We start from the raw sequence: 23,836 nt of genomic DNA, 5'->3' as shown, positions 1-23,836 counted from the left end.
TCAGCTGGTGATGGTGAGGCGCTCGCCGCGTCGATCCCGGCTAGCGGGCGCTTTCTGGTCCAGACAGGCGTACTGTGGGGGCAGTTCCGGAATCGACGGCACCCTTCTCGGTGCCGGCCACCCCGGCCCTGCCGTAGGGGACCCCATGTCCGGACGTCACTCCAGCTCGACCACGCCCGAATCTCCGACCCCGGCCACGCCGCCGTCGGCCGTGGACGAGCTCTCGAAACCGCTACCGCGCCGGGCGCCACGTGCCGGGCTCAAAGCGACCGGGCTCGGGATGTTGCGCCGCGTCCTGCGCCGTCGTCAGCACTGAGGGGGCTCTCGTGAGTCTCACCGCCGACGACGGCACAACAGTCACGCCCGCGACCGAGCCGTCGACGCCACGATTGCGGCTCCAGCCCGACGCGTCCGCACTTCTCGACGGTGGCTGGTGGCCGCGCTCGACCGATCCCACCGCCGAGATTCCCGGCCTGGTCCTGGCCATGAACGCCGTACATGGGCCGATCACCCGGGTGATGCTCCACGGCAACGACTGGGACAGCCACCCGCGCCGCCTGGCCGTCGACGGGCGAATGGTGCAGGTGGGCTACTTCGCCAGCCAGCCGGCGGGCCTGCTCACCGCGCTGTCCGGCAGGGCCGGCGCTCGCGTCGACCTGGCGATCATCCCTGCGGACACCGCAGCGGACACGGCCGATACGGCGATGACGCTCGCCGCCACGAGTGGAAACCACATCCGCGCCGAGGACCTCGTCGCGAGTGTGGTCAAGGGTCGCACCCTCAACTGACGGCCGCAAGGTGCGGGTCCGCACCTGAATTGGCCCCTGTATCTGCCATGGAAGTGGACCATCCGCCTGGGCCGATGCCCGCATAGCGTGGGGGTATGAGCACAACGACGACGCGGCGGGTCAAGCTCGCCAATCTGGTTCCCGACTTCTACCAGGCGATGATCGCGCTGGACGCGGTGTCCGACACCGGGCTCGACCCCAGGCTCGCACACCTGGTCCGGATCCGCGCCTCCCAGTTGAACGGCTGCGCCTACTGCACGGACATGCACTCGCTCGACCTGCTGCACATCGGTGACGACCAGCAGCGGATCAGCCTGCTGCCGGTCTGGCGGGAATCGCGCAACTTCTACTCCGAGCAGGAGCAGGCCGCGCTGGAGCTGACCGAGGCGATCACGTTGATCAGCGTTGATCACGTGCCCGACGAGGTGTACGACGTCGCGGCCAACGTCTTCGACGACAAGGAGCTTGCACAGTTGATCGCATTGATCATCACGATCAATGCGTGGACCCGGATCGGCGTCACCGGGCGGATGGAGCCCGGCCACTACAAGCCGAGCTGAGCCCACCATGACATCCACGGCAGCAACAAAGGCCGAGCTGTTCCGCGCGATGCATCACGGCGGTACGCCGCTGGTCCTGCCGAACGCCTGGGATCCGGTCAGCGCCCGGCTCGTGGCCGAGGCCGGTTTCCCCGCGGTCGCGACGAGCAGTGGCGCGGTCGCTCGCGTCCTCGGGTACGACGACGGGCAGCTGACGCCGGCGGACGAGATGTTCACCGCGGTGGCGCGGATCGCTCGCGCGGTCGACGTACCCGTGACGGCGGACATGGAAGCGGGCTATCGCCTGCCGGCCAAGGAGTTCGCCGAGCGACTGCTCGAGACGGGAGCGGTGGGCTGCAACCTGGAGGATTCGGTCGACGACGTGCTGACCGACCCGGCGAAGCAGGCGGACTACCTGGCCGAGGTCCGGGCGACCGCGGGTGCGGACCTGGTCATCAACGCCCGCATCGACAACTTCGTCGTCGGCGGAGCCGGTGATGTCGCTGACGCGGTGCGAAGGGGCCGGGAGTACCGCCGGGCCGGCGTTGACTGCACCTACCCGATCCTCGCCCCGCTGGACGTCCTGCCGGAGTTGATCGCCGGGATCGGCGGTCCCGTCAACGCCCACGCGGCTCCGGGTGGGCCGACGCCGGCTGAGCTGGCCGCGGCCGGCGCCATCCGGATCTCGTACGGCACCAGCGTGCACAAGCACCTGATGACCAGCCTCCGCGAGCTCCTGCCGACGCTCGGCTGAAACCGGGTGGGGCCGCCCCCAGGACGGCCCCACCGATCAGCTCGAGGTCACTTCAGGCCGTCACCACAAACCCCTGAGTCAGCAGACCGGTGACGGCGATCAGTGGATTCGCCGGCCCATCGATGTCGAGGACGGCTCGCCGGCTTCGTCCCCTGGGTGAGAACAACCTCCCGATGGAAGGATGCGAGCCATGGACAAGCACGAGATCGCCGAGACCCTGGCCAAGCCGTACGCCCAGCAGCTGCTCAACGGCCCCGAGCCGGCCCGGTTCGCCTACGACGGCCTGGACGGCGACCCGCGGGTGATTCCGATCGGGTTCTGGATCGAGGGTGAGCGGATCGTGATGGCCACCGTGCCGAAGTCGGCGAAGGTCGCGGCACTGCGCAAGAACCCGAAGGTGGCGCTCACCATCGACACCGGCGCGTTCCCCCCGAAGGTGCTGCTGATCCGCGGCACGGCCGAAGTCGAACTCGTCCAGGGCGTGCCGGACGGCTACCTCACGGCCGGCCACAAGGTGATGACCGACGAGCAATACCCCGGGTGGGAAGCCGGCGTCAAGGCGCTCTACGACGAGATGGTGCTCATCACCGTCACCCCCACCTGGGCCAAGCTCCTCGACTTCGAAACCACCCTCCCGAAGGCCGTCGAAGACCTCCTCCAGGAGAAGGCAGCCGGCTGAGACCCCCGGGGGTCAGGACCACCACTTCTGGGTCCGGGCCAGTGCGTCCGGGGTCTGGTCGGTGGTGTCGAGCGAGTCGAGCGCGGAAACGGAGTCCTCGTCGAGTTCGAAGTCGAACACGTCGAAGTTCTCCACGATGCGTTCGGAGTGCGTCGACTTGGGGATGACCGACAACCCCTTCTGGATCGCCCACCTGATCAGGACCTGGGCGGGCGTGCGTCCGGTGGCCGAGGCGATCCGCTCGACGACCGGATCCCCGAGGTGCCGTCCGGTTCCCAGCGGGCTGTAGGCCTGGGCGACCACACCCGCGTCCGCACAGGCTTCGACCAGGGACCGGCGGTACTCGAACGGGCTGAACTGGATCTGGTTGACCGTCGGCGGGATCTGGCTCACCTTCAGGAGCTCCTGGAGTTCCGCGGCGCTGAAGTTCGAGATTCCTATCCCCCTCGCCAGGCCTGCCTCACTGGCCCTCTCCATGCCTGACCAGGCCCAGGTCGGCCCTCCCTTCGGCCAGTGGATCAGGTACAAGTCGACGTAGCCGGTTCCGAGCCGCTCCAGACTTCTCTCCACCTCGACCAATGGATCCCGGCTTCCCGGGTAGAACTTCGTGGTGAGGAAGATCTCCTCGCGCGGAATGCCGCTGCTCCGGATGGCCCGCCCCACACTCGATTCGTTCCGGTATGCCTGGGCCGTGTCGATCAGCCGATATCCACTCTCGAGGGCCGAGGAGACAGCCCGCTCGCACTCACGGCCGTCGGGCACCTGCCAGACCCCCAGGCCCACCACCGGGATCTCCGCACCGTTCAGAAGTGTCCGGGTCGCCTGAGCGTTGTTCGCTGTCATGCACCCCTTCTACCACGTCAGATCGGCGGTCCCCCGCCGTTGCCTACGTGGGTAGGTGCTCAGAGCTTGTTCGCTCGGCGGATTACGTCGACGACGTTGGACATCATGCCGGTCAGGTCGTAGTCCTTGGGGGTGTAGACGGCTGCGACGCCCGCGGTGAGGAGTGCGCGGGCGTCGGCGTCGGGGACGATGCCGCCGACGACGACCGGGACGTCTTCGAGGCCGGCTTCGCGCAGACCGGTGACGACCTGCGGGACGAGTTCCATGTGCGATCCGGACAGGATCGACAGGCCGACGCAGTGGACGTCCTCGGCAACGGCGGCGGCGACGATCTGTTCGGGCGTCAGCCGGATGCCCTGGTAGATCACCTCGAAGCCGACGTCACGCGCGCGTACGGCGACCTGCTCGGCACCGTTGCTGTGACCGTCGAGTCCGGGCTTGCCGACCAGCAACCGGAGCCGTCCGCCGAGCTCCTCGGAAGTGGCCGCGACCTTCTCGCGGACGGCGGCGATCGCCTCGCCGCCGGCGGAGACGCCGACCGATCCGGAGACCCCGGTCGGCGCGCGGTACTCGCCGAACATCTCCCGCAGCACGCCGGCCCACTCCCCCGTCGTCACGCCCGCGCGGGCGCACTCGAGGGTGACCGGCATCAGGTTGTCGGTGCCCTTGGCCGCCTCGCGCAACTTGGCGAGCGCGGTCTCGACCCCCTTCTCGTCCCGCTCGGCGCGCCACCTCCGCAGCGACTCGAGCGCGGCACTCTCGGCGGCCGGGTCCACCGTCTGGATCGCGGTGTCGAGGTCGGCGGTCAGCGGCGACGGTTCAGTGTTCTCGAACTTGTTGACGCCGACGACGATCTGCTCACCGGACTCGATCCGCTGCCGGCGTTCGGCGTGTGCCGCGACCAGCGCTTGCTTCAGGTAACCGCTCTCGACGGCCGCGACCGCGCCGCCCATCGCCTGGACTCGATCGATCTCCTCGCGTGCACCGGCGACCAGCTCGTTCACCTTCGCCTCGATGACGTGCGATCCGTCGAAGATGTCGTCGTACTCGAGCAGATCCGACTCGTAAGCCAACACCTGCTGCATGCGCAGCGACCACTGCTGATCCCACGGCCGCGGCAGCCCGAGGGCCTCGTTCCACGCCGGCAACTGGACCGCGCGGGCCCGGGCATTCTTGGACAAGGTGACGCCGAGCATCTCGAGCACGATCCGCTGGACGTTGTTCTCCGGCTGCGCCTCGGTCAGGCCGAGCGAGTTGACCTGGACGCCGTACCGCAACCGGCGAGCCTTCGCGTCGGTCACGCCGTACCGGTTCAGGGTCAGCTCGTCCCACAGGCGCACGAACGCACGCATCTTGCAGGTCTCCTCGATGAACCGCACCCCGGCGTTCACGAAGAACGAGATCCGCTGCACCACCTCGCCGAACCGCTCCGGCGGCACCTGGCCGCCGTCCCGGACCCGATCGAGTACGGCGATCGCCGTCGACAGCGCGAAGGCGAGCTCCTGGACCGGGGTGGCACCGGCCTCCTGCAGGTGGTAGCTGCAGATGTTGATCGGGTTCCACTTCGGCACGTTGGACACGGTGTAGGCGATCAGGTCGGTGGTCAGCCGCAGCGACGCGTCCGGCGGGAACGCGTACGTGCCGCGCGACAGGTACTCCTTGACGATGTCGTTCTGCGTCGTACCGGTGAGCTCGTCGGGCAGCGCGCCCTGCTCCTGCGCGGCGACCTGGTAGAGCGCGAGCAACCACATCGCGGTCGCGTTGATCGTCATCGACGTGTTCATCTGCGCGAGCGGGATCTGGTCGAACAGCGCCCGTACGTCACCGAGATGAGCGATCGGTACGCCGACCTTCCCGACCTCCCCCTTCGCCAGCGGGTGATCCGCGTCGTACCCGGTCTGCGTCGGCAGGTCGAACGCGACCGACAGCCCGGTCTGGCCCTTGGCCAGGTTCCGCCGGAACAACGCGTTCGACTCCGCCGCGGACGAGTGGCCCGCGTACGTCCGCATCACCCACGGTCGATCCTTCTCGGTCGCCATGTACCCGAGAGTAGGACCGCGCTCCCTGGTGAGTCCGCACCTCGTGACCGGTGTCACCAGGGGCTTACATCACAGTCAGGCGCTGATCGGCATGGGCGTGCGTTCGACGTTCAGGATCCGGTGCAGGCGGGTGACCGCGAGGATGCGGACCACCGACGGCATCGGGTGCCACAGCACCAGCTGACGGCCCAGCAGTTGGGTACGGCGATGCGTGGCGACCAGGAGACCGAGGCCGGTCGCGTCGACCGCGTCGACTTCCTCCAGGTCGACGATCACGTCGCCGACCGAGGTGTCGATCATCTGGTTGAGAGTTTGACGGACGTCGCCCACCGAGCGAACGTCCAGGATTCCGGTCAGATGTACGACGTTTTGTGGTGTCGTCTGTGCTGTTGTGTCGTCGTGGGTCGGTGCGAGCATGTCCGTGCCCTCCGCTCTCCCGGCGGCCCCCGAGCCATCGGCCGCACTGCAGCATGTGCCTGCTGTGTTGGTAAAGACTCCCTGGGGACCCGGAAGGTTGCCAAGACCTCACGACTTTTATTTTCGCGAGACAATATGTCCGTGTTCGCCGAGCAGTATTTCCTCTTCCCGGTGGTCGCCATCGCGCTGGCCGGGCTGATGGTCCTGCTCTGCCGCTGGGCTTTCTCGAAGGCGAAGGGCGGCTCGCTGGTTCGGCGGGTCGACCTGCGCCCGGCGGACCGGGACTCGTTCGGACTCCTCATCGACATCCGGACGGTCCACACCTACAACGAGGCCCGGGTGAAGGTGTCGATGCTGAAGGACTTCGGTATCAAGGCGACCGCGGCCCGGACCAAGGACGGCTGGACGGTGTACGTCTGGCCGCAGGACGAGGCCGCGGCCCGCGGACTCCTCGACGCTTCCTGACTCCTGTCCTCCGCAGCGCGTTCTCGCGCGTCCATCACCCAGTGGATCGACGCGCGAGAAGGGGTGGGGCGACATCGGACAAGAAGAAGGTGAGCCGACCGGCACACCAGACGTGAGGAGTTCGATGACGTCCGACCTGGCCTTGGCGACCCTTGCCTTCCCCGGCCGGCTGCCGGCTGCCGCCGTACCCGCGGAGGCCGACGAGGACGGCCGGGTGCTGGAGGCGTCGGTGCGGGAGCCGGACCGGTTCACGCTGATCTTCGACCGGTACTTCGCGCAGGTGCACGCGTACGTCGCCCGGCGGCTCGGGACCGACATCGCGGACGACCTGGCGGCGGAGACGTTCCTGATCGCGTTCCGGCAGCGGGACCGGTTCGACCGGCGGAACGGGGTCGTGCGCGCGTGGCTGTACGGCATCGCGACGAACCTGATCCGCCGGCACCGCCGCGACGAGGTGCGCGCCTGGCGGGCGATCGCGAAACTCCCGCCGCCGACGGAGTCCGGTGGACACGAGGACCGGATCGCCGCCCAGGTCACCGCCCAAGGCACCGGCCGCGAACTCGCCGCCGCCCTCGCCAAGGTCTCAGCCAAGGACCGCGAGGTGTTGCTCCTGGTCGCCCTCGGCCAACTCACGTACGACGAAGTCGCGGCAGCCCTCGGCATCGCGTACGGCACGGTCTGCTCCCGCCTGTCCAGAGCCCGCCGCGTCCTCCGGGACTCCCTCGGGTCGCTCGGGCCGCTCGGAGGTGAGGAGTGACGAACGAACTGGACGCGATTCGCAAGGCGTTCCCCGAGCAGGGGGAGCCGTCCACCGAGGCGACTGCCGCCGCGCGGCGGCAACTGCAGGCGTTGATCCACGAGGCGGACAACGGCGCCAGTTGGCGGGAACGATGGTGGAGTGCCGCCCGGTCGGGCCGCATCGGTGTCGCGCTGACCGCGGCCACCGCTGCCGTGACGGTTGTCGCGCTGAGCGTGCCACTCCTCCGCGGAACCGACGGCTCCGGACCTGAGGCGGCACCCGCGACGATCACACCTGGCGCGCCGAGGCTCGCGACCGCGAGCCAGGCGTTGATTGCGGCGGCTGTGCAGCAGGAGACCGATGAGAAGGTCTCGGGGAAGTTCTTCCGGGTGCGGAGTTTGCAGCTGAGCGCGATGACGCGGGTGGGGAGCCCGAAGTACACGCTGGAGCGGCGGTCGATCAGCGAGAGCTGGATGCCGATGAAGCCGTGGGTCAAGTCGTGGTTCGGCTGGGTGAACCTCGGTTACCGCCCCGCCACGCCTACCGACACTGCCAAGTGGCGAGCGCAGGGCTCACCACGATCGTGGCAGCTGGGCTACGAGGAAGACCCGATCACCATCGCTCCGAGCGAGCCGGTGGTGGACAAGATGGCCTTCGACAAGGCCCCGCCCGGCTACTACCTGACCGGCGACAAGCCGCTGACCGCGCAGCAGATCGCCGCCCTCCCGACCGACCCCGTCAAGCTGCGCGCCGTCCTCGCTCGCGGCGCCGCTCCCGGGGCGACCGCGGACCTGCGGAACTACGTCGTCTTCGCCGCGGCCGGCCGGCTGCTGTTCGAGATGCCGTCACCACCGAAGCTTCGCGGCGCGGCGCTCCGAGTCCTCGCTGCCCTGCCCGGCACCGAGATCCGCACCGGCGTCGAGGACCCGATCGGCCGCGTCGGCACCGAGATCACCATCGACGTGGACCCGAAGATGCCGAGCGGCGACAAGACGTTCCTGTTCCGCAGCGGCGCCCGCTACATCATCGACCCGGCGACTGGCCGCCTGCTGAGCTCGTCGTACGGCGGTGGGAAGCCCGGCACCATCGTCGTCCTCGAGTCCGGCTGGACCGACGAGAACCCCAGTCCGCCGTCACCGGTCATCCGCTGATCCCATCGGCCGAGGCTCGGCGAGCCGCCGGTCAGGTCATGTCAGCTGTGGTGTCAGGGCCGTGTCAGGGGGGTGGCGGGGCAGGCGCCGATGGTCTTCACATGACTAGCTCAGCGATCGCGGCCTCAGGGCTGCGGAAGGCGTACAAGGACAAGGTCGTTCTCGACGGCATCGACCTCGATGTTGCCGCGGGCACGGTCTTCTCGCTGCTCGGCCCGAACGGGGCGGGCAAGACGACGACGGTCAATGTGTTGACCACGTTGATCAAGGCCGATAGCGGCACGGTCCGCGTGGCCGGCCATGATGCGGAGACCGAAGCCAAGGCGGTCCGCGCGGCGATCGGGGTCACCGGTCAGTTCGCGGCGGTGGACGAGCTGCTGACCGGGCAGGAGAACCTGCAGCTGATGGTCGACCTGAATCGGGCGGCCTCCGGCAACGGCCGGCGGATCGTCACCGAGCTGCTCGAACGGTTCGACCTGGTGGAGTCGGCGCAGAAGCCCGCCTCGACCTATTCCGGGGGTATGCGCCGGAAGCTGGACCTGGCGATGACGCTCGTCGGCAACCCGCGGATCATCTTCCTGGACGAGCCGACGACCGGACTGGACCCGCGCAGCCGTCGCACGATGTGGTCGATCATCGGTGAGCTGGTGGCCGACGGGGTGACGATCTTCCTCACCACCCAGTACCTCGAGGAAGCCGATCAGCTCGCCGACCGGATCGCCGTACTCGATCAAGGCCGCCTGGTCGCCCAGGGAAGTCCCGACGAGCTCAAGCGCCGGCTCCCCGGAACTCACGTCCGGCTCCGGTTCACCACCGTCGCCGAACTCGACGCGGCCGCGCGGCTGTTCCCCGACTCCACCCGGGACGACGAGGCACTGGCCCTGCGAGTGCCCAGCGACGCCGGGACGAAATCGCTGCGGGCGCTGCTGGACCGGCTCGACGAGTACTCCATCAGTGCCGAGGAGTTCTCCGTCCACACCCCGGACCTCGATGACGTTTTCCTCGCCCTGACGGGCCACACCACGGAGGTTGTCGCGAAATGAGCACCACATCGGACTCGCTCGTCATGTTGCGGCGCGACTTCAAGCACATCGCCCGGAATCCCACCTCGGTGTTCAACGCGGTCCTGATGCCGATCATCATCATGCTGATGTTCGTGTACATGTTCGGCGACGCTTTCGACGTCGGCGTCGACTACATCGACTACGCGACGCCGGGACTGATCCTGCTGGCCATCTGTTACGGGCTGGGCGGCACCGCCACGTCGGTGAACGCCGACATGACGAAGGGCATCATCAACCGGTTCAAGGTCATGGACGTCTCCCGTGGTGCGGTGCTGACCGGTCACGTCGTCGCCAGTGTGCTGACCAACCTGATCGCCATCGCGGCCCTGGTCGGAGTGGCCTTCCTGCTCGGATTCAGCCCGTCGGCGAGTCTCCTCGACTGGCTCGGCGTGGCCGGCATCGTCGTACTGCTCGGGTTCGCCGCCGGCTGGCTCACGGTCGCTTTGGGACTGGCGGCGAAGTCTCCGGAGACGGCGGGTATGGCCGCCGTGCCGCTGGTCATGCTGCCGTTCTTCAGCAGCGCGATCGTGCCGGCCGAGACGATGGGGCCGGGCCTGCGGCAGTTCGCGGAGTACCAGCCCTTCACGCCGATCATCGAAACCGTCCGCGGGTTCCTCAACGGCTCACCGCACACCGGCGACCTGATCGCCGCGCTCGCCTGGTGCATCGGGATCGCCCTGGTCGGCTACCTGTGGGCGTCGTCCACCTTCAAGAAGCGAGCCTGACCTACCACGAGGGTTGAGCCCACCAGCCGATCCAACGACGACGTACGAGGAGAGTTGTGATGCCTACATTCGTCACGCCAGGGCCCATCGCCGCCACCGTGCAGGTCGCCGGTGCCCGGGTGCGGGTCATCGCGAGCGAGCGGACCGACACCGTGGTGCTGGTCGAACCCGTCAACGCGGCGGGCCGGTCGGACGTCAGGGTGGCGGACAAGACCAAGGTCGGTTTCGCCGGGGGTCAACTCTCCGTCAAGACGACTGTCCCCGGCGGCAAGAACGGGTCGGTCGCCATCACGATCGACCTGCCCACCGGCTCCAGCCTGGTCGCGTACCTGGCGCACTCGGAGGTTCGCACTGACGGTTCCCTCGGCGAGTGTGAGCTGCACCTGGCCTCGGGCCGGGTCGCGCTGGATCGCATCGACGCCCTGCAGGCGAACATCTCGGCTGGCCAGGTCGCGATCGGCCACCTCGCCGGGCGCGCCGACATCGACGGCGCGCGCGGCCAGGTCTCGATCGGCCAGGTCGGTGGGCACCTGGGCCGGCCGCAGCAGGCTGACCGTCAGGAAGCGAGGGTGACCTCGACCAGCTGAGACCAGTCCGATTGCCTACCCTCCTGCGTCACCTCGGCGAAGCGTTCCTCGCCGAGGTGACGTCGCACGTCCTGCTCGATCCTGCCCGCATCCGGGTGCGAGCGATCCGGCCGGCCGAGTACGCCGTCTCTGGCCGCGAGCAGCCGCGCTGCCTCTTCGTACTGGTCGAGGCGAACGGCCAGGTCCGCGACCCCAACGAGCACTCGGGCGATCATGGTTGCGGTTCCGGCCTTGGACACCGCCTGCCAGGCAGCCACGCGATGGGTACGGGACTCCCGGGGATCGTCGGCCAGGTAGCCGAGCAGGTCATGGATCTCTGCCCGGATGTGCGCGTACTCCGCGGCATCGCCCAGCAGCGTGGTCGCGAGGCCGAGTTGACGGCGGGCCTCCTCGGGATCACCGCCCAAGCGAGCAAGCTCCGCCTTGGCGAGCGCCAGGTCGACCAGAGCGTACGGCCAGGTGACACCGTCGGCGCTCCGCTCGGCGTCAGCGATGGCGGCAGCGCTGGCATCGCGATCGCCGTTGAGCCAATACAGCAGGGCCTGCTGGGTCCGCACTTCGATGACATCCTCGACGGCGCCGAGCTCGGTGAGGACTGTGATCGCCTGTTCGTAGTACTCGCAGGCACCGCCGAGTTCGCCTCGTTGGGCAAGTTGGCCCGCCAACTCGGACAGGGCCAGGAAAATCCCGAACCGTTCGCCGAGTGTCCGGAACTCCGCGAGCGCCAACTCCAGATCCGCCTCCACCTCCCGGCCGCCCTGGCCGAAGATGGTTCGCAGCTTGCCGGCCTGCCACCGCGCCATGGCGCGTACCCAGGGGTCGACGCTGTCCAGCAACGACTCGAACGCGGTCACTGCCTCCTCGGGTGCCTGCAGAAGGCGTTCCAGCGGGACCACGAATTCCAGCAGCGGGTTGTCGTGCTGACTTTGCTGGCTGAACCGATACGCCTTGTGGATCCACTCCGCGCCGAGTTGTTCGTCACCCCGCCCCGAGGTCACGTAGAGCACCACCAGCCCGTACGTCATGGCCCGGACGTCATCGGTCACCTCGCCGGGGAGGTCGGCGGCAGCGATCAGCAGCTCCAGGCCCTCGGCCCGGCGCCCGCCGAGCCACCAGTACCAACCGGCGGCGGCCGCGAGCCGCATCGCCGCCTGTGCGTCACCGGCCGCGATCGCTCCTCGCATCGCGGCGTCGATGTTGTGGTGGTCGGCCTCCAGCGTGGCGAGCCATTCCAGTTGCTCGGCGCGGCGCAGATGTGGCTCCGCGGTCTCGGCGAGCTCGGTGAAGTAGTGGAGATGCGCCTGGCGAGCGAGGTCCGACTCGCCCGCTTCGGCGAGCCGATCCGCGGCGTACTCCCTGATCGTGGTGAGCATCCGATAGCGCGGGACGCTGCCCCCCTCGGTGACCAGCAGCGACTTCTCGGCCAGCGAGGTGAGCAACTCCAGTACGTCGTCCTCCTCGACCGCATCACCGACACAGACCCGCTCCGCCGCCTCCAGGCTCGCCCCGCCCGAGAACACCGAGAGCCGGCGCAGAACCATCCGCTCGGCATCGGTGAGCAGCTCCCAGCTCCAATCGACCACCGCGCGCAGCGTCTTGTGCCGCGGCAGCGCGGTGCGGCTGCCGCTGGTCAGGAGGCGGAACCGGTCATCGAGCCGGTTGGCGAGCTGATCGATGGACATGGTGCGCAACCTGGCCGCGGCGAGTTCGATCGCCAGCGGCATCCCGTCCAGCGCCCGGCAGATGCGCGCCATCGTCGACAAGGTGTGGTCGTCGACCCCGAGATCCTTGCGCACTGCGCCCGCCCGGTCCCGCAGCAACCGGACGGCCGGCGAGGATTCGATCTCACCGGCCCCGGCGTCAGCCGGCAAGGCCAGCGGGTCGACCAGCCACAGCGCCTCACCGGTGATGCCGAGCGGTTCCCTGCTCGTCGCCAGGATCCGCAGCCGCCGGCACTCCCCGAGCACTCGATCGGCGAACTTCGCCGCCTCCTCGATCACGTGCTCACAGTTGTCCAGGATCAGCAGCGCCTCCCGCTCACGGATCGCGGCAATGAGCCCGTCCGTCGGGTCCGCGTCCGGTGCGGAGCCGAGCAGAGCGTCCCGGAGGCCGAGCCCGGTGAGCGTCGCCTTGGCGACATCCCCGTCAGGGCCAGTGGGGGCGAGCTCCACCAACCAGGCTCCGTCCGGCAGGTCGCCGATCATCGTGCGCGCGGTTTCGGTGGCCAGTCTGGTCTTGCCTGAGCCGCCCGGCCCGATCAACGTGGTCAGCCGATGCTCCGCGACGAGTTCGCGGACCACGGCCACATCGGCGTCCCTCCCGACGAAGCTCGTGAGCTCGGCCCGCACGTTGGTCTTCCGGTTCTCGTCCCGCCGTCCCAGCTCCCCCCGTAGCAGCGCGACATGCAGGGCCGACAACTCCGGCGAGGGGTCGACGCCCAGCGCCTCGGCCAGGGCCTCCCTCGTACGTTCGTAGGTGAGCAGCGCCTCGGAATCGCGGCCGGCTGCCACCAGGGCCCGCATCTGCGCTGCGACCAGCCGCTCCCGCAGCGGGTGCGCGGTCACCGCGTCGGTCAGCTCCGCGACCAGCTCCGCACCGTGGCCGAGCCTGACCTCCGCATCGAACCGATCCTCCATCGCCGCCAGATGCAGCCGCTCGAGCCGGGTCACCGCCGCGTCGAACGCCGCGCTGTCCTCCAAACCGACATCCTGCAGCGCCGCACCCCGCCACAGGGCGAGGGCATCGCGCAGCAGCCGTACCCGTCGTGAATCCTCCTCATCACGGGCCTGACCGACGAGGCGCTCGAACCGCAGGGCGTCGACAGCATCCGGCTCCACCGTCAACCGGTAGCCGCCCGTCTGTCCTTCGACCACACCTCCGGGCAGCGCCTTCCGCAGTCGCGAGGCCAGGCGCTGGAGGGCATTCGTCGCGTCGGCGGGCGGGTTCTCACCCCAGATCCAGTCGATCAGCGTCGCCTTCGACACGACGCGGCCTGGTTCAAGGGCCAGAGCGACCAGCAACGCGCGCAACCGGGCGCCCGGCACGTCGGCCAGGATGCCGTCGTCCGTGCGAACTTCGAATGATCCGAGCATCCCGATCTGCACCGGCAGATTCTCCCACGGCGACGGGCCGCCGAAGTCGGCCTGACAGCGCCTCCGTTTGTACCAATTGGCATCACCTCGTCACTGTGTGTGCTTGGCGCAATGCCCCGGCAAGTGCGGTCCCGGCGGGTGGGACATCACCGCCACCAGTCGCCGCTCGGCTCTGCCGGGCGGGGGCGTTTTCTTGTTCGTGGCGTCTAGGGTCGTTGTATGGGGATTCTGCTCGAGCTGGATCTGACCCGCGGTGTCCTCGAGACACCGCCCGCTTCACCGGTGGCGGCGTTCCGGGCGCGGCACGTGCCGACGCTGCGCGAGCTGGTGGCGGCCCTGCGGAAGGGCGCGCGCGACGACAGTGTCGTCGGCCTGGTCGCCCACCTGGGCGGTCAGCGGTTGTCGCTGGCCCAGGTGCAGGACCTGCGGGAGGCCGTCGCGGACTTCCGTACGTCGGGCAAGACCGCGGTCGCCTGGACCGAGTCGTTCGGCGAGACCGGTCACGGGACCGTGCCGTACTACCTTGCCACCGCGTTCGACGAGATCTGGGTGCAGCCGTCCGGCGAGCTCGCGATCACCGGTATCTCGGTCCAGGCCGTCTTCGTCCGCGGCGCGCTCGACAAGGCCGGCGTGATCCCGCAGTTCGGCAAGCGCCGCGAGTACAAGACCGCGGCGGACACCTTCACCGAGAAGGAGATGACCGGGCCGGCCCGGGAGATGGCCTCGCGGCTGGCCGAGTCGGCGTACGAGCAGATCGTCGAGGGCATCGCCGTACGACGCCGGCTGGATACCGCGCGAGTGCGAGAGCTCGTGGACAGCGCACCGCTGCCCGCGAAGACCGGACTCGAAGTAGGGCTGGTCGACCGGCTCGGCTACCGCTCCGACGTGTACGACGAGCTGCGCAAGGCGCTCGGCGAGCCGACACGGCTCCTGGCCGAGCGGTACATCCGCCGTGGACCGCGGACGCTGCAGGACCTGCGCAAACAGCTGCCGTGGCCACAGAAGCCAGTGGTGGCCGTCGTCCGGGTTTCCGGCGCGATCAACGTGGGCCGCAACTCCAGCAGCCCGCTCGGTGGTTCCGGCTCGGGCTCTGACACAGTCGGCGCTGCGCTGCGTGCTGTGGCCGACGACGACAAGGTGAAGGCTGTCGTACTGCGGGTGGACAGCCCGGGCGGCTCGTACGTCGCCTCGGACGCGATCCGGAACGAGGTCCTGCGTGTGCGGTCCACCGGGCGTCCGGTGGTCGTGTCGATGGGCAGTGTGGCGGCGTCCGGCGGGTACTTCGTCGCCATGCCGGCCGATGTGATCGTCGCGCAACCCGGGACCATCACCGGGTCGATCGGCGTACTGTCCGGCAAGGGCGTCGTACGGGACGCACTCGGCCGGATCGGGATCTCGCAGCAGGCCGTGTCGGAGGGCGAGAACGCGCGGATGTACTCCCCGCAGGAGGAGTTCACCGACGAGCAGTGGGCGCGGCTGGAGGAGACCCTCGACCGCATCTACAAGGACTTCGTGGCCAAGGCGGCCCAGGACCGTGGCCTGCCCGAGGGGCAGCTGGAGAGTCTCGCCCGCGGCCGGGTCTGGACGGGTGCTGACGCACACGCCCGCAAGCTGGTGGACGAGCTGGGCGGCTTCCAGCACGCGCTGACGATCGCCTGCAACCGGGCTGGTCTGGACCGCGACAACATCGCCCTGGCCACCGTCCCCCACCGCAACCTGCTGGACCAGCTGCGCGCACCGACGACGACCGACGACCTGGCTGTCCGGGCGCAAGCCTTGACGCTCGACGGCCTGACCACCGGCCTCTACAGCGCTCTGGGCCTGCCGCCGGAGGGGTTGTTGCGGATGCCGCTCAACTGGCAGCTGGTCTGACCAGGGCGGATGTCGCCGTACCGGGGCATGGCCGGCCGGCGAACCGCCTCGTACTCGGCGGAATCCGGCCGGAGCCACCGGGCGGTCACGGTGTGCGTTCGCCGCCTGGGACCCAGAGGACGTCGCCGCCGGAGGAGAGGTTGGCGACGCGGCCGAGGATGAACAGCAGGTCGGACAGGCGGTTGAGGTAGGTGATGGCGAGCAGGTTGACCGACGGGCCGTGAGCCTCGACAGCGGCCCAGCCGGCGCGTTCGGCCCGGCGGACGACGGTGCGGGCGACATTGAGGTAGGCGGCGCCCTCGGTGCCGCCGGGCAGGATGAACGAGCGGAGTTTGGTCAGCCGGCTGTTGTAGTCGTCGCACCAGCCCTCGAGCCGGTCGATGTAGTCCTGGGTGATCCGCAGCGGCGGGTACTCCGGATTCGGCGTGATCGGGTTGCACAGGTCGGCGCCGACGTCGAACAGATCGTTCTGGATCCTGGTCAGCAGCACGACCAGCGTGCTGTTCAGGTGCCCGGCGGCGATGGCCACTCCGATCGCGGAGTTCGCCTCGTCCACCTCGCCGTACGCCGCCAGCCGCGGATCGGTCTTCGAAGTCGTCGAGTTGTCGCCCAGGCGGGTCTCGCCGGCGTCACCGGTCCGTGTGTAGATCCGCGTCAAGTTCACAGCCATGGCAAGGACTCTACGCAAAGCCGAGGAGCGTTAAACGCTACAGTCGGCGGGTGGAACGGTTTCGGATCGCGGGTGAGGCACGGCTCGAGGGAGTCGTGGAAGTTGCGGGTGCGAAGAACAGCGTGCTCAAGCTGATGGCGGCGGCGCTGCTGGCGGAAGGTACGACGCTGCTGCGGCAGGTACCGAGCATCCTCGACGTCACTTTCATGGCTCAACTGCTGGACACGCTCGGGTGCGAGGTGACGGTCGACGCGGACGAGCGGACCGCGACGATCGCCGTACCGGGCGAGGTCGGGCACCAGTGTGACTACGAGCTGGTGCGCAAGCTCCGGGCGTCGATCTCGGTGCTCGGACCGCTGCTGGCCCGCTGCGGCCAGGCGGAGGTGGCGCTGCCGGGCGGTGACAACATCGGCTCCCGCGGGCTGAACATGCACGTCGCCGGGCTGGAGGCGATGGGCGCGAAGGTGCACATCGAGCACGGTTTCGTGATCGCCGAGGCGCCGCAGGGCCTGCACGGGGCCGAGGTGTGGCTGGACTTCCCGAGCGTCGGCGCGACCGAGACCATCATGATGGCGGCGGTGCTGGCCCGCGGTACGACGGTGATCGAGAACGCCGCCCGCGAGCCGGAGATCCAGGACATCGCCGCGCTGCTGGTCGCGATGGGCGCCCAGATCGACGGCGCCGGGTCGCCGCGGATCGAGATCACCGGCGTGACCGGGCTGCTCAAGCCGGTCGAGCATGTCGTCGTACCGGACCGGATCGTGGCCGGTAGCTGGGCGTTCGCGGCCGCGATCACCAAGGGCGACGTGACGATCACGAACGGCCATGCCGGGCATCTCGAGCTGCCGCTGGACAAGCTGCACAAGGCCGGCGCGGAGATCAGCGTGCTGGACTCCGGTTTCCGGGTCCAGATGCACGACCGGCCGAAGCCGGTGGACGTCGTCACGCTGCCGTATCCCGGTTTCGCGACGGATCTGCAGGCGTTCGTGATCGCGTTGAACGCGCTGAGCGACGGCGCGGCGATGGTGACCGAGAACCTGTTCGAGGGCCGATTCACCTTCGCGCAGGAGCTGACCCGGCTCGGCGCCCAGATCCAGACCGACGGCCACCACGCGGTCGTCCGCGGCGTACCGCGGCTGTCGGGTGCTCCGGTCGTCGCCTCGGACATCCGGGCCGGCGCGGCCCTGGTGCTCGCGGGTCTCGCGGCCGAGGGCGAGACGCTGGTGTCCGCCGCGCACCACGTGCACCGCGGCTACACCGACTTCGCCGGCAACCTCCGCCGCCTCGGCGCGGATGTCACGGTCGAGCCGGACGACGTGGAAATGTACTGGAACTGAACCGGCATTTTCCGCGCATTCTCTGAGCACTCCGGCCGGTCGGGGCGTTCGAGCGGGTTAGGGTCGTCCGCATGAGTGAGCGCGTGATCAAGCCCTTGGGCCGTGGATTCCTTTTCCTGGACTCGCATCCGGCAGGTTGTGCCCAGGTCGTCCGTGACCTGGCCGGCCAGGTGGAGCGACGTACGCCGGAGCGCCGCGTCGCGCTGGTGATCGGGTCCAGCTCGGGCTACGGCCTGGCCGCGACGATCGCGGGTCTCGCCCGCTACGGGATCGACGGGGTCGGGGTGTCGTTCGAGAAGGCGCCGACCGCTCGCCGCACCGCGACCGCCGGCTGGTACCGCACGGCCGAGACCGCGGCGCTGGCCTCGGAGCTCGGCCGGGAGTTCCACTTCGTCAACGCGGATGCCTTCGCGGACACGACGAAGACCGAGGTGCTCGACCTGATCGCCGAGCGGTGGTCCGGGATCGACCACCTGATCTACAGCGTCGCCGCACCGCGTCGCGTGGATCCGCGCAACGGCGAGACGTACCAGTCGGCGATCAAGGCGATCGGCGCCCCGCACACCACCAAGAGCCTCGCCTTCGAGGACGGTCAGCCGATCCTGCAGGAGGTCGGCATCGAGGTCGCCACCGACGACGAGATCGCCCAGACGATCAAGGTGATGGGCGGCGAGGACTGGGCCCGCTGGGTCGAGGCGCTGTCCGGGCGCGGCCTGCTGAAGCCCGGCTTCAGCACCGTCGCCCTCACCTACATCGGCTCCGAGCTCACCGGCCCGATCTACCGCCAGGGCTCGATCGGCGCCGCGAAGGCCGACCTCGAGCAGACCGCGCTGACGCTCGGCAAGGACGGCGTCCAGGCGATGACGTCGGTGAACGGTGCCGCCGTCACCCAGGCGTCCTCGGCGATCCCCGGCATCGGCCTCTACGTCAGCCTCTTGCACAAGGTCCTCGGAGACGGTCTGCAGACCCCGATCCAGCAGTCGACCGCGTTGTGGGACCAGCTCACCGGCGACACGCCATGGGACCTCGACGAGGAAGGTCGCATCCGTCTCGACCGGTGGGAGCTGGCCGAGGAGGTGCAGGCAGCCGTCCGCGCCCAGTGGGAGGCAGCGACGCAGGGCAACATCGCGGACGTCGCCGACACCGCCTGGTTCTTCGCCGAGGTCCGGCGGCTGTACGGCTTCGACGTACCGGAGGTCGACTACGAGGCTCCCACCGAGGTCGACGTCAGCTGGCCTACAAGGGCTTGAACGAGACCATCTCGAGGACCAGGTCGCCGGCCTCGTCGGAGGCGGCCAGGTCGACGGTCGCGGTGATGCGCCAGTCGTGGTTGCCTTCCGGGTCGTCGATGATCTGCTGGACCTCCCAGTAGCCGGAGTGTTCCTCGACGATGAACAGGGCCGGGCCGCGGGCTGCCGGGCCGGTGTTGAGGGTGGAGTGTTCGGCGTAGTACGCCGTACCTGCCTCGGCCCAGCGGGCGGCGTCCCAGCCGGAGTCGGCGTCGAGTTGGCCAAGCTCGGCCCAGCGGTGCAGGGAGACCAGTTCGACGCGGCGGAACATCGCGTTGCGGACCAGGACGCGGAATGCCCTGCTGTTCAAGGTGATCCGGCGCGGCCCGGCCGGGGTCGGCTCGGCGACCTCCTCGACCGTCGGGTTGGTCAGCTCCTCCCACTCGTCGAGCAGGCTGGAGTCGGTCTGCCGGACCACCTCACCGAGCCACTCGATGATGTCGGTGAGATCCTCGTTCACCTTGTCCGGCGGGACAGTCTGGCGCAGCGCCTTGTACGCGTCGCTCAGGTAGCGCAGCACGATGCCCTCGGACCGCGCGAGCCCGTAGAACCCGATGAACTCGCCGAACGTCATCGCCCGCTCGAACATGTCCCGGACCACCGACTTCGGCGACAGCCCGGCGTCGGCGATCCACGGGTGCGTCTGCCGGTACATCTCGAACGTTGCCTCGAGCAACTCATTGAGCGGCTTCGGCCAGGTGACGTCCTCGAGCAGTTCCATCCGCTCGTCGTACTCGATGCCCTCGGCCTTCATCGCGTTGACCGCTTCACCCTTGGCGTGGTGCTCCTGGGCCCAGAGCACCGCGCGTGGGTCTTCGAGCGTCGCCTCGATGATGGAGACCACGTCCAGCGCGTACTCCGGGCTCTCCGGGTCGAGCAGGTCCAGTGCCGCCAGCGCGAACGTCGACAACGGCTGGTTGAGGCTGAAGTCCTTCTGCAGGTCGACGGTCAGCCGCAGCGTCCGGCCGTACTCGTCGGGTTCGTCGAGCCGCTCGACCACGCCCGCGGTCAGCAGCGTCCGGTAGATCTGGATTGCCCGGCGGATCAGCCGGACCTGGGTCTTGGCGTCTTCGTGGTTGTCGCGGAGCAGGCGTCGCATGCTCGCGAACGCGTCGCCGTCGCGGGCGATCACGTTGAGCAGCATCGCGTGGCTGACCCGCATCCGCGATTTCAGCGCCTCGGGCTCGGCCGCGACCAGCCGGTCGAAGGTGTCCTCGCCCCAGGTGACGAACCCTTCCGGCGGCTTCTTCCGCTGCACCTTGCGCTGTTTCTTCGGGTCGTCACCCGCCTTGGCCAGCGCCTTCACGTTCTCCACCACGTGATCCGGCGCCTGTACGACGACAGTCCCCGAGGTGTCGTAGCCGGCCCGTCCCGCGCGTCCCGCGATCTGGTGGAACTCCCGCGCCTTCAGGATCCGCTGCCGGCGTCCGTCGTACTTGCTCAGCGCGGTCAGGACGACGGTGCGGATCGGGACGTTGATGCCGACGCCGAGGGTGTCGGTTCCGCAGATGACCTTGAGCAGGCCGGCCTGGGCGAGCTGCTCGACCAGGCGGCGGTACTTCGGCAGCATGCCGGCGTGGTGGACGCCGATGCCGTGTTTCACCAGCCGTTGCAGGGTCCGGCCGAAGCCCTTGCTGAACCGGAAGTTGCCGATCAGCTCGTTGATCTTGTCCTTCTCCTCCTTCGAGGAGACGTTGATACTCGTCAGCGCCTGGGCGCGTTCGAGCGCGGCGGCCTGGGTGAAGTGGACGACGTACACCGGCGCCTGGTGCGTGGTGAGCAGTTCCTCGAGCGTCTCGTGCAGCGCTGTGGTGACGTACTTGTAGATCAGCGGCACCGGGCGCTCGGCGCTGGACACGATCGCGGTCGGGCGACCGGTCCTTCTCGACAGGTCGATCTTGAACCGCTCGACATCGCCGAGGGTCGCCGACATCAGGATGAACTGGGCGTTCGGCAGCTCGAGCAGCGGCACCTGCCAGGCCCAGCCGCGATCGGGCTCGGAGTAGAAGTGGAACTCGTCCATCACCACCTGGCCGACGTCGGCGGCGGCTCCCTCGCGCAGCGCCACGTTGGCGAGTACTTCGGCCGTGCAGCAGATGATCGGGGCACCGGCGTTCACCGACGCGTCGCCGGTCAGCATGCCGACCTTCTCGGCCCCGAAGATGTCGCACAGCGCGAAGAACTTCTCCGACACCAGCGCCTTGATCGGGGCGGTGTAGAAGGTCCGCCGGCCGTCCGCGAGCGCCGCGAAGTGCGACCCGGTGGCGACCAGGCTCTTCCCCGAGCCGGTCGGCGTCGACAGGATCACGTTCGACCCCGTCATCACCTCGATCAGCGCCTCCTCCTGCGCCGGGTACAACGAGATCCCCTGCTCCCCCACCCAGCTCGCAAAGGCGTCGTACAGGGCATCGGCATCAGCCCCCGCAGGAACTTGCTCAGTCAGCGTCATCACCAACCATTGTCCCTTACCCGCTGGAACGACGACCGCTCGGCTCGGGGAACCGGCCGTTCGGCGCTGCAACAGCTGCAACTCGTTGAGGTTATATCTATTCAGCGGTGACTTGGCAGAATGAATACTTCCTGGTGGCGCCGAGCGGGCGCGAGTGTGCTGGTGATGGCGGTGGGGGCGGCGGGCCTGGTGGACGCCGCGGCCCCGGACGGAGCGGACGACGGCGGTCAGGGCACCGAACTGGTGACGACCTGGGGTGCCAGTGACGACATCGCCGGCGGGACGTTGAGCAACATGACGGTGCGGAACATCGTGCGGACAAGTGTCGGCGGGTCGGATCTGCGGATCCGGTTGTCGAACGCGTACGGCGATCAGCCGCTGGTCACCGATTCGGTGTACGTCGGCCGGCATCAAGCCGGGGCGAGTGTCGTACCGGGGACGAGCCGGCGGTTGACGTTCGGCGGGAAGACGTCGCTGCGAATTCCGCCGGGAGGGATGGCGATCAGCGATGCGTTGCCTGGTCAGGTGCCCGCGCAGACAAGTCTCACCGTGAGTGTGCACGTGGTGGGCACGACCGGTGTGATCACCGCGCACAACCGGGCGATGCAGCACAGCTACAAGTCGACCTCTGGTGATCACGCCGCGGACGAGTCGGCAACGGCGTACCAGACTGAGTCCTCGGCGTGGTTCTTCCTCAACGCGGCGATCGTCACCGCGCCGCGGCAGGTCGACACCGTGGCCACCCTGGGCGATTCGATCACCTCGTCGGTCGGTACGACGATCGACACGAACCGCCGGTGGCCGGACGTCCTCGCCGATCGGTACGCCAAGCTGCCCGAGCACCGGCGGCTCGCGATCTCGAACGAAGGGATCTCCGGCAACCGGGTGCTCAACGGCATCGCGAAGGCCGGCAGCGCCGGGCCGAGCGCACTCGCCCGGCTCGATCGGGACGTGCTCACGAAGCCCGGCGTACGCACGGTTCTGGTGCTGGAAGGGATCAACGACATCTACGCCGGCGCGACCGCGGACGAGCTGATCGACGGCTACCGGCAGCTGATTGCCCGAGTGCACGCGTCGGGTCGCTGCATCGTCGGCGGCACGATCACACCGGTGGGCGGATCGTTCGTCTACACGCCGGAGAAGGAGGCGGCGCGGCAGGCCGTCAACGAGTTCATCCGGACCAGCGGTGAGTTCGACGGCGTGGTCGACTTCGACGCCGCCACCCGGGACCCCGCCGACCCCACCCGCCTGCAAGCCGCGTACGACGGTGGCGACGGCCTCCACCCCAACGACGCCGGCAACCACGCCATGGGCAACGCCGCCGACCTCGACACCCTCCGCTGCAACTGAAGAACGCCGCACGCACTGCCCAGCGGGCGGTGCGTGCGGCAGTCTTGCGGGTCAGCTCAGGTGCCAGCGGGGTTCGGCAGTGCGCTCGCGGGCCAGGAGTTCGAGGTGGGCTCGGGCCATCCGGACGGTTTGCAGGCAGAGGCCGCCGAAGTCGCCCAGCTGGGTGCCGATCTCGCCGGCCAGCTCACGGACTGTCAGCGATCCCTTGGTGCGCAACAGGTTGGTGGTGAAGGTGTGGACCTCGTCGACCCACTCCAGGCTGTCGGTGATGCGCTTGCGTCCGGCGTCCGCGTCCAGTACGTCGCCGTGCGACGGGACCAACGCGTCGAAGTCCAATGACAGCAGGCGATTCAGGCCGGCGACGTATCGATCGACGTCGGTGTAGAGCGGCGCCAACCAGACCGAGTTGTCGAGGAACGGTTGCCCACGGCCCTGGACGTCGTCGAACGAGAAGAGGGTCCGCGACGTCTCGTCCAGTACGGCGATGTGTCCAGGACTGTGACCACTTGTAGTCACCACCCGCAGTGGACGCTCAGCCGGGAGCAGATCGTCGTCACGCAACAGGACGTCCACCCGGACCCGCTCGTCGAGCATGCCGAGCAGCTCGTCACGCTCGGTCGGGGAGAGATCGAGCGCCGCCGGATCCGACCCCCACAGCTCGGTCAGCAACGTCTCGTTGTCCTCCAGCCAGCCCACCTCAGCCGCCGGAGCCGCCACGCGCGCACCGCTCATCCGCTTCAGTACGGCGTTGCCGCCCATGTGGTCGGGATGCGCGTGACTGTTCACCACCAGCGTGAGATCCGCCAGGCCCAGCCCGAGCCTGGCCAGTTCCGGCGCCGTCGCCGCCTCGGGCGTGGACGCGATTCCGGCATCCAGCAGCACGAGCTCCGGCCCGGCCTCGATCACGTGCAACCACAACGGCAACCCGCAGACGTGCGGATAGTCCGTCCCCAACCGATGCACTCCGGGTGCGATCTGCACGGGCAC

At 68.9% G+C, this 23,836-nt stretch carries 21 protein-coding genes; 14 read left to right on the top strand and 7 right to left on the bottom strand.

Annotated elements, in window-relative coordinates; all coding sequences use genetic code 11:
• Positions 1-326: 326 nt before the first annotated feature.
• The 4 genes from AB0F43_RS29150 (at position 327) to AB0F43_RS29135 (ending at position 2,760) form a co-directional block, all read left to right on the top strand.
• Positions 327-788, top strand: a complete 462-nt coding sequence (locus tag AB0F43_RS29150) for a DUF5994 family protein (RefSeq protein WP_360483722.1) — start codon at positions 327-329, stop codon at positions 786-788.
• Between the two features lie 95 nt (positions 789-883).
• A complete protein-coding gene (locus tag AB0F43_RS29145) occupies positions 884-1,348 on the top strand; it encodes a carboxymuconolactone decarboxylase family protein (RefSeq protein ID WP_360483719.1) in 465 nt (154 codons plus the stop codon).
• A 7-nt stretch (positions 1,349-1,355) separates the two neighbouring features.
• Positions 1,356-2,081 (top strand): isocitrate lyase/phosphoenolpyruvate mutase family protein, encoded by a 726-nt coding sequence (locus AB0F43_RS29140; RefSeq protein WP_360483716.1) that lies wholly within the window; start codon positions 1,356-1,358, stop codon positions 2,079-2,081.
• A 190-nt stretch (positions 2,082-2,271) separates the two neighbouring features.
• Positions 2,272-2,760, top strand: a complete 489-nt coding sequence (locus AB0F43_RS29135; protein WP_360483713.1) for a pyridoxamine 5'-phosphate oxidase family protein — start codon at positions 2,272-2,274, stop codon at positions 2,758-2,760.
• 12 nt (positions 2,761-2,772) lie between these two features.
• Here the strand turns inward: AB0F43_RS29135 and AB0F43_RS29130 are convergent, their stop codons facing one another.
• The 3 genes from AB0F43_RS29130 to AB0F43_RS29120 all read right to left on the bottom strand — a co-directional run bounded on the left by AB0F43_RS29130 (position 2,773) and on the right by AB0F43_RS29120 (position 6,059).
• A complete protein-coding gene (locus tag AB0F43_RS29130) occupies positions 2,773-3,603 on the bottom strand; it encodes an aldo/keto reductase (RefSeq protein WP_360483710.1) in 831 nt (276 codons plus the stop codon).
• Positions 3,604-3,662: 59 nt separating this feature from the next.
• Entirely contained in the window at positions 3,663-5,642 is a 1,980-nt protein-coding gene (locus AB0F43_RS29125) for a protein meaA (protein ID WP_360483707.1), read from the bottom strand.
• A 75-nt stretch (positions 5,643-5,717) separates the two neighbouring features.
• Positions 5,718-6,059, bottom strand: a complete 342-nt coding sequence (locus tag AB0F43_RS29120) for an STAS domain-containing protein (RefSeq protein WP_360483704.1) — start codon at positions 6,057-6,059, stop codon at positions 5,718-5,720.
• A gap of 135 nt (positions 6,060-6,194) precedes the next feature.
• On the opposite strand from AB0F43_RS29120, the gene AB0F43_RS29115 reads away from it, so the two are divergent.
• The 6 genes from AB0F43_RS29115 to AB0F43_RS29090 all read left to right on the top strand — a co-directional run bounded on the left by AB0F43_RS29115 (position 6,195) and on the right by AB0F43_RS29090 (position 10,790).
• The gene (locus AB0F43_RS29115) at positions 6,195-6,524 is read left to right on the top strand and encodes a hypothetical protein (protein ID WP_360483701.1); all 330 of its coding nucleotides are present in this window, start codon (positions 6,195-6,197) and stop codon (positions 6,522-6,524) included.
• Positions 6,525-6,648: 124 nt separating this feature from the next.
• Positions 6,649-7,281: an RNA polymerase sigma factor gene (locus tag AB0F43_RS29110; RefSeq protein WP_360483698.1), complete on the top strand. Its 633-nt coding sequence runs from the start codon at positions 6,649-6,651 to the stop codon at positions 7,279-7,281.
• On the top strand, positions 7,278-8,414 hold the full coding sequence (locus AB0F43_RS29105; protein ID WP_360483695.1) for a CU044_5270 family protein: 1,137 nt from the start codon (positions 7,278-7,280) through the stop codon (positions 8,412-8,414). Before AB0F43_RS29110 ends, AB0F43_RS29105 begins: the two co-directional genes overlap by 4 nt.
• A 101-nt stretch (positions 8,415-8,515) precedes the next feature.
• Positions 8,516-9,457: an ATP-binding cassette domain-containing protein gene (locus tag AB0F43_RS29100; protein WP_360483692.1), complete on the top strand. Its 942-nt coding sequence runs from the start codon at positions 8,516-8,518 to the stop codon at positions 9,455-9,457.
• The gene (locus AB0F43_RS29095) at positions 9,454-10,203 is read left to right on the top strand and encodes an ABC transporter permease (protein WP_360483690.1); all 750 of its coding nucleotides are present in this window, start codon (positions 9,454-9,456) and stop codon (positions 10,201-10,203) included. Before AB0F43_RS29100 ends, AB0F43_RS29095 begins: the two co-directional genes overlap by 4 nt.
• 59 nt (positions 10,204-10,262) lie before the next feature.
• Positions 10,263-10,790, top strand: coding sequence for a hypothetical protein (locus tag AB0F43_RS29090; protein WP_360483687.1), 528 nt, complete (start codon positions 10,263-10,265; stop codon positions 10,788-10,790).
• Here the strand turns inward: AB0F43_RS29090 and AB0F43_RS29085 are convergent.
• Positions 10,760-13,894, bottom strand: coding sequence for a BTAD domain-containing putative transcriptional regulator (locus tag AB0F43_RS29085; protein ID WP_360483684.1), 3,135 nt, complete (start codon positions 13,892-13,894; stop codon positions 10,760-10,762). The two genes, AB0F43_RS29090 and AB0F43_RS29085, sit on opposite strands and share 31 nt — an antisense overlap.
• Before the next feature lie 207 nt (positions 13,895-14,101).
• Between AB0F43_RS29085 and sppA the strand changes: the two genes are divergently transcribed.
• Complete coding sequence (sppA, locus tag AB0F43_RS29080; protein WP_360483681.1) at positions 14,102-15,754, top strand: signal peptide peptidase SppA; 1,653 nt, start codon at positions 14,102-14,104, stop codon at positions 15,752-15,754.
• An 85-nt stretch (positions 15,755-15,839) separates the two neighbouring features.
• Here sppA and AB0F43_RS29075 read toward each other — a convergent pair whose 3' ends face one another.
• Positions 15,840-16,424: a cob(I)yrinic acid a,c-diamide adenosyltransferase gene (locus AB0F43_RS29075; protein ID WP_360483678.1), complete on the bottom strand. Its 585-nt coding sequence runs from the start codon at positions 16,422-16,424 to the stop codon at positions 15,840-15,842.
• A 50-nt stretch (positions 16,425-16,474) separates the two neighbouring features.
• Here AB0F43_RS29075 and murA point away from each other — a divergent pair, with 50 nt between their 5' ends.
• Positions 16,475-17,761 carry a UDP-N-acetylglucosamine 1-carboxyvinyltransferase gene (gene murA, locus AB0F43_RS29070; protein ID WP_360483675.1) on the top strand — a complete coding sequence of 429 codons (1,287 nt, stop codon included), beginning with the start codon at positions 16,475-16,477 and terminating at the stop codon, positions 17,759-17,761.
• A 71-nt stretch (positions 17,762-17,832) separates the two neighbouring features.
• Positions 17,833-19,011, top strand: coding sequence for an enoyl-[acyl-carrier-protein] reductase FabV (gene fabV, locus AB0F43_RS29065; protein WP_360483672.1), 1,179 nt, complete (start codon positions 17,833-17,835; stop codon positions 19,009-19,011).
• Here the strand turns inward: fabV and AB0F43_RS29060 are convergent.
• Positions 18,998-21,499, bottom strand: coding sequence for a DUF3516 domain-containing protein (locus AB0F43_RS29060; RefSeq protein WP_360483669.1), 2,502 nt, complete (start codon positions 21,497-21,499; stop codon positions 18,998-19,000). The genes fabV and AB0F43_RS29060 overlap by 14 nt on opposite strands.
• Before the next feature lie 120 nt (positions 21,500-21,619).
• On the opposite strand from AB0F43_RS29060, the gene AB0F43_RS29055 reads away from it, so the two are divergent.
• On the top strand, positions 21,620-22,849 hold the full coding sequence (locus tag AB0F43_RS29055; protein ID WP_360483666.1) for an SGNH/GDSL hydrolase family protein: 1,230 nt from the start codon (positions 21,620-21,622) through the stop codon (positions 22,847-22,849).
• A gap of 51 nt (positions 22,850-22,900) precedes the next feature.
• Here the strand turns inward: AB0F43_RS29055 and AB0F43_RS29050 are convergent, their stop codons facing one another.
• Positions 22,901-23,836 (bottom strand): MBL fold metallo-hydrolase, encoded by a 936-nt coding sequence (locus AB0F43_RS29050; protein WP_360483664.1) that lies wholly within the window; start codon positions 23,834-23,836, stop codon positions 22,901-22,903.

Source organism: Kribbella sp. NPDC023972, assembly GCF_040639075.1.
Lineage (GTDB): Bacteria > Actinomycetota > Actinomycetes > Propionibacteriales > Kribbellaceae > Kribbella.
The sequence above is the reverse complement of the archived record's forward strand: the minus strand, read 5'-3'. Positions and strand labels throughout refer to the sequence as shown.

What these genes read in the sequence shown, in the direction of transcription:
- AB0F43_RS29145 (WP_360483719.1), top strand. Translation starts at nt 884, where the DNA reads ATGAGCACAACGACGACGCGGCGGGTCAAGCTCGCCAATCTGGTTCCC.
- AB0F43_RS29140 (WP_360483716.1), top strand. Translation starts at nt 1,356, where the DNA reads ATGACATCCACGGCAGCAACAAAGGCCGAGCTGTTCCGCGCGATGCAT.
- AB0F43_RS29135 (WP_360483713.1), top strand. Translation starts at nt 2,272, where the DNA reads ATGGACAAGCACGAGATCGCCGAGACCCTGGCCAAGCCGTACGCCCAG.
- AB0F43_RS29130 (WP_360483710.1), bottom strand. Translation starts at nt 3,603, where the DNA reads ATGACAGCGAACAACGCTCAGGCGACCCGGACACTTCTGAACGGTGCG.
- AB0F43_RS29125 (WP_360483707.1), bottom strand. Translation starts at nt 5,642, where the DNA reads ATGGCGACCGAGAAGGATCGACCGTGGGTGATGCGGACGTACGCGGGC.
- AB0F43_RS29120 (WP_360483704.1), bottom strand. Translation starts at nt 6,059, where the DNA reads ATGCTCGCACCGACCCACGACGACACAACAGCACAGACGACACCACAA.
- AB0F43_RS29115 (WP_360483701.1), top strand. Translation starts at nt 6,195, where the DNA reads ATGTCCGTGTTCGCCGAGCAGTATTTCCTCTTCCCGGTGGTCGCCATC.
- AB0F43_RS29110 (WP_360483698.1), top strand. Translation starts at nt 6,649, where the DNA reads ATGACGTCCGACCTGGCCTTGGCGACCCTTGCCTTCCCCGGCCGGCTG.
- AB0F43_RS29100 (WP_360483692.1), top strand. Translation starts at nt 8,516, where the DNA reads ATGACTAGCTCAGCGATCGCGGCCTCAGGGCTGCGGAAGGCGTACAAG.
- AB0F43_RS29095 (WP_360483690.1), top strand. Translation starts at nt 9,454, where the DNA reads ATGAGCACCACATCGGACTCGCTCGTCATGTTGCGGCGCGACTTCAAG.
- AB0F43_RS29090 (WP_360483687.1), top strand. Translation starts at nt 10,263, where the DNA reads ATGCCTACATTCGTCACGCCAGGGCCCATCGCCGCCACCGTGCAGGTC.
- sppA (WP_360483681.1), top strand. Translation starts at nt 14,102, where the DNA reads ATGGGGATTCTGCTCGAGCTGGATCTGACCCGCGGTGTCCTCGAGACA.
- AB0F43_RS29075 (WP_360483678.1), bottom strand. Translation starts at nt 16,424, where the DNA reads ATGGCTGTGAACTTGACGCGGATCTACACACGGACCGGTGACGCCGGC.
- fabV (WP_360483672.1), top strand. Translation starts at nt 17,833, where the DNA reads ATGAGTGAGCGCGTGATCAAGCCCTTGGGCCGTGGATTCCTTTTCCTG.
- AB0F43_RS29060 (WP_360483669.1), bottom strand. Translation starts at nt 21,499, where the DNA reads ATGACGCTGACTGAGCAAGTTCCTGCGGGGGCTGATGCCGATGCCCTG.
- AB0F43_RS29055 (WP_360483666.1), top strand. Translation starts at nt 21,620, where the DNA reads ATGAATACTTCCTGGTGGCGCCGAGCGGGCGCGAGTGTGCTGGTGATG.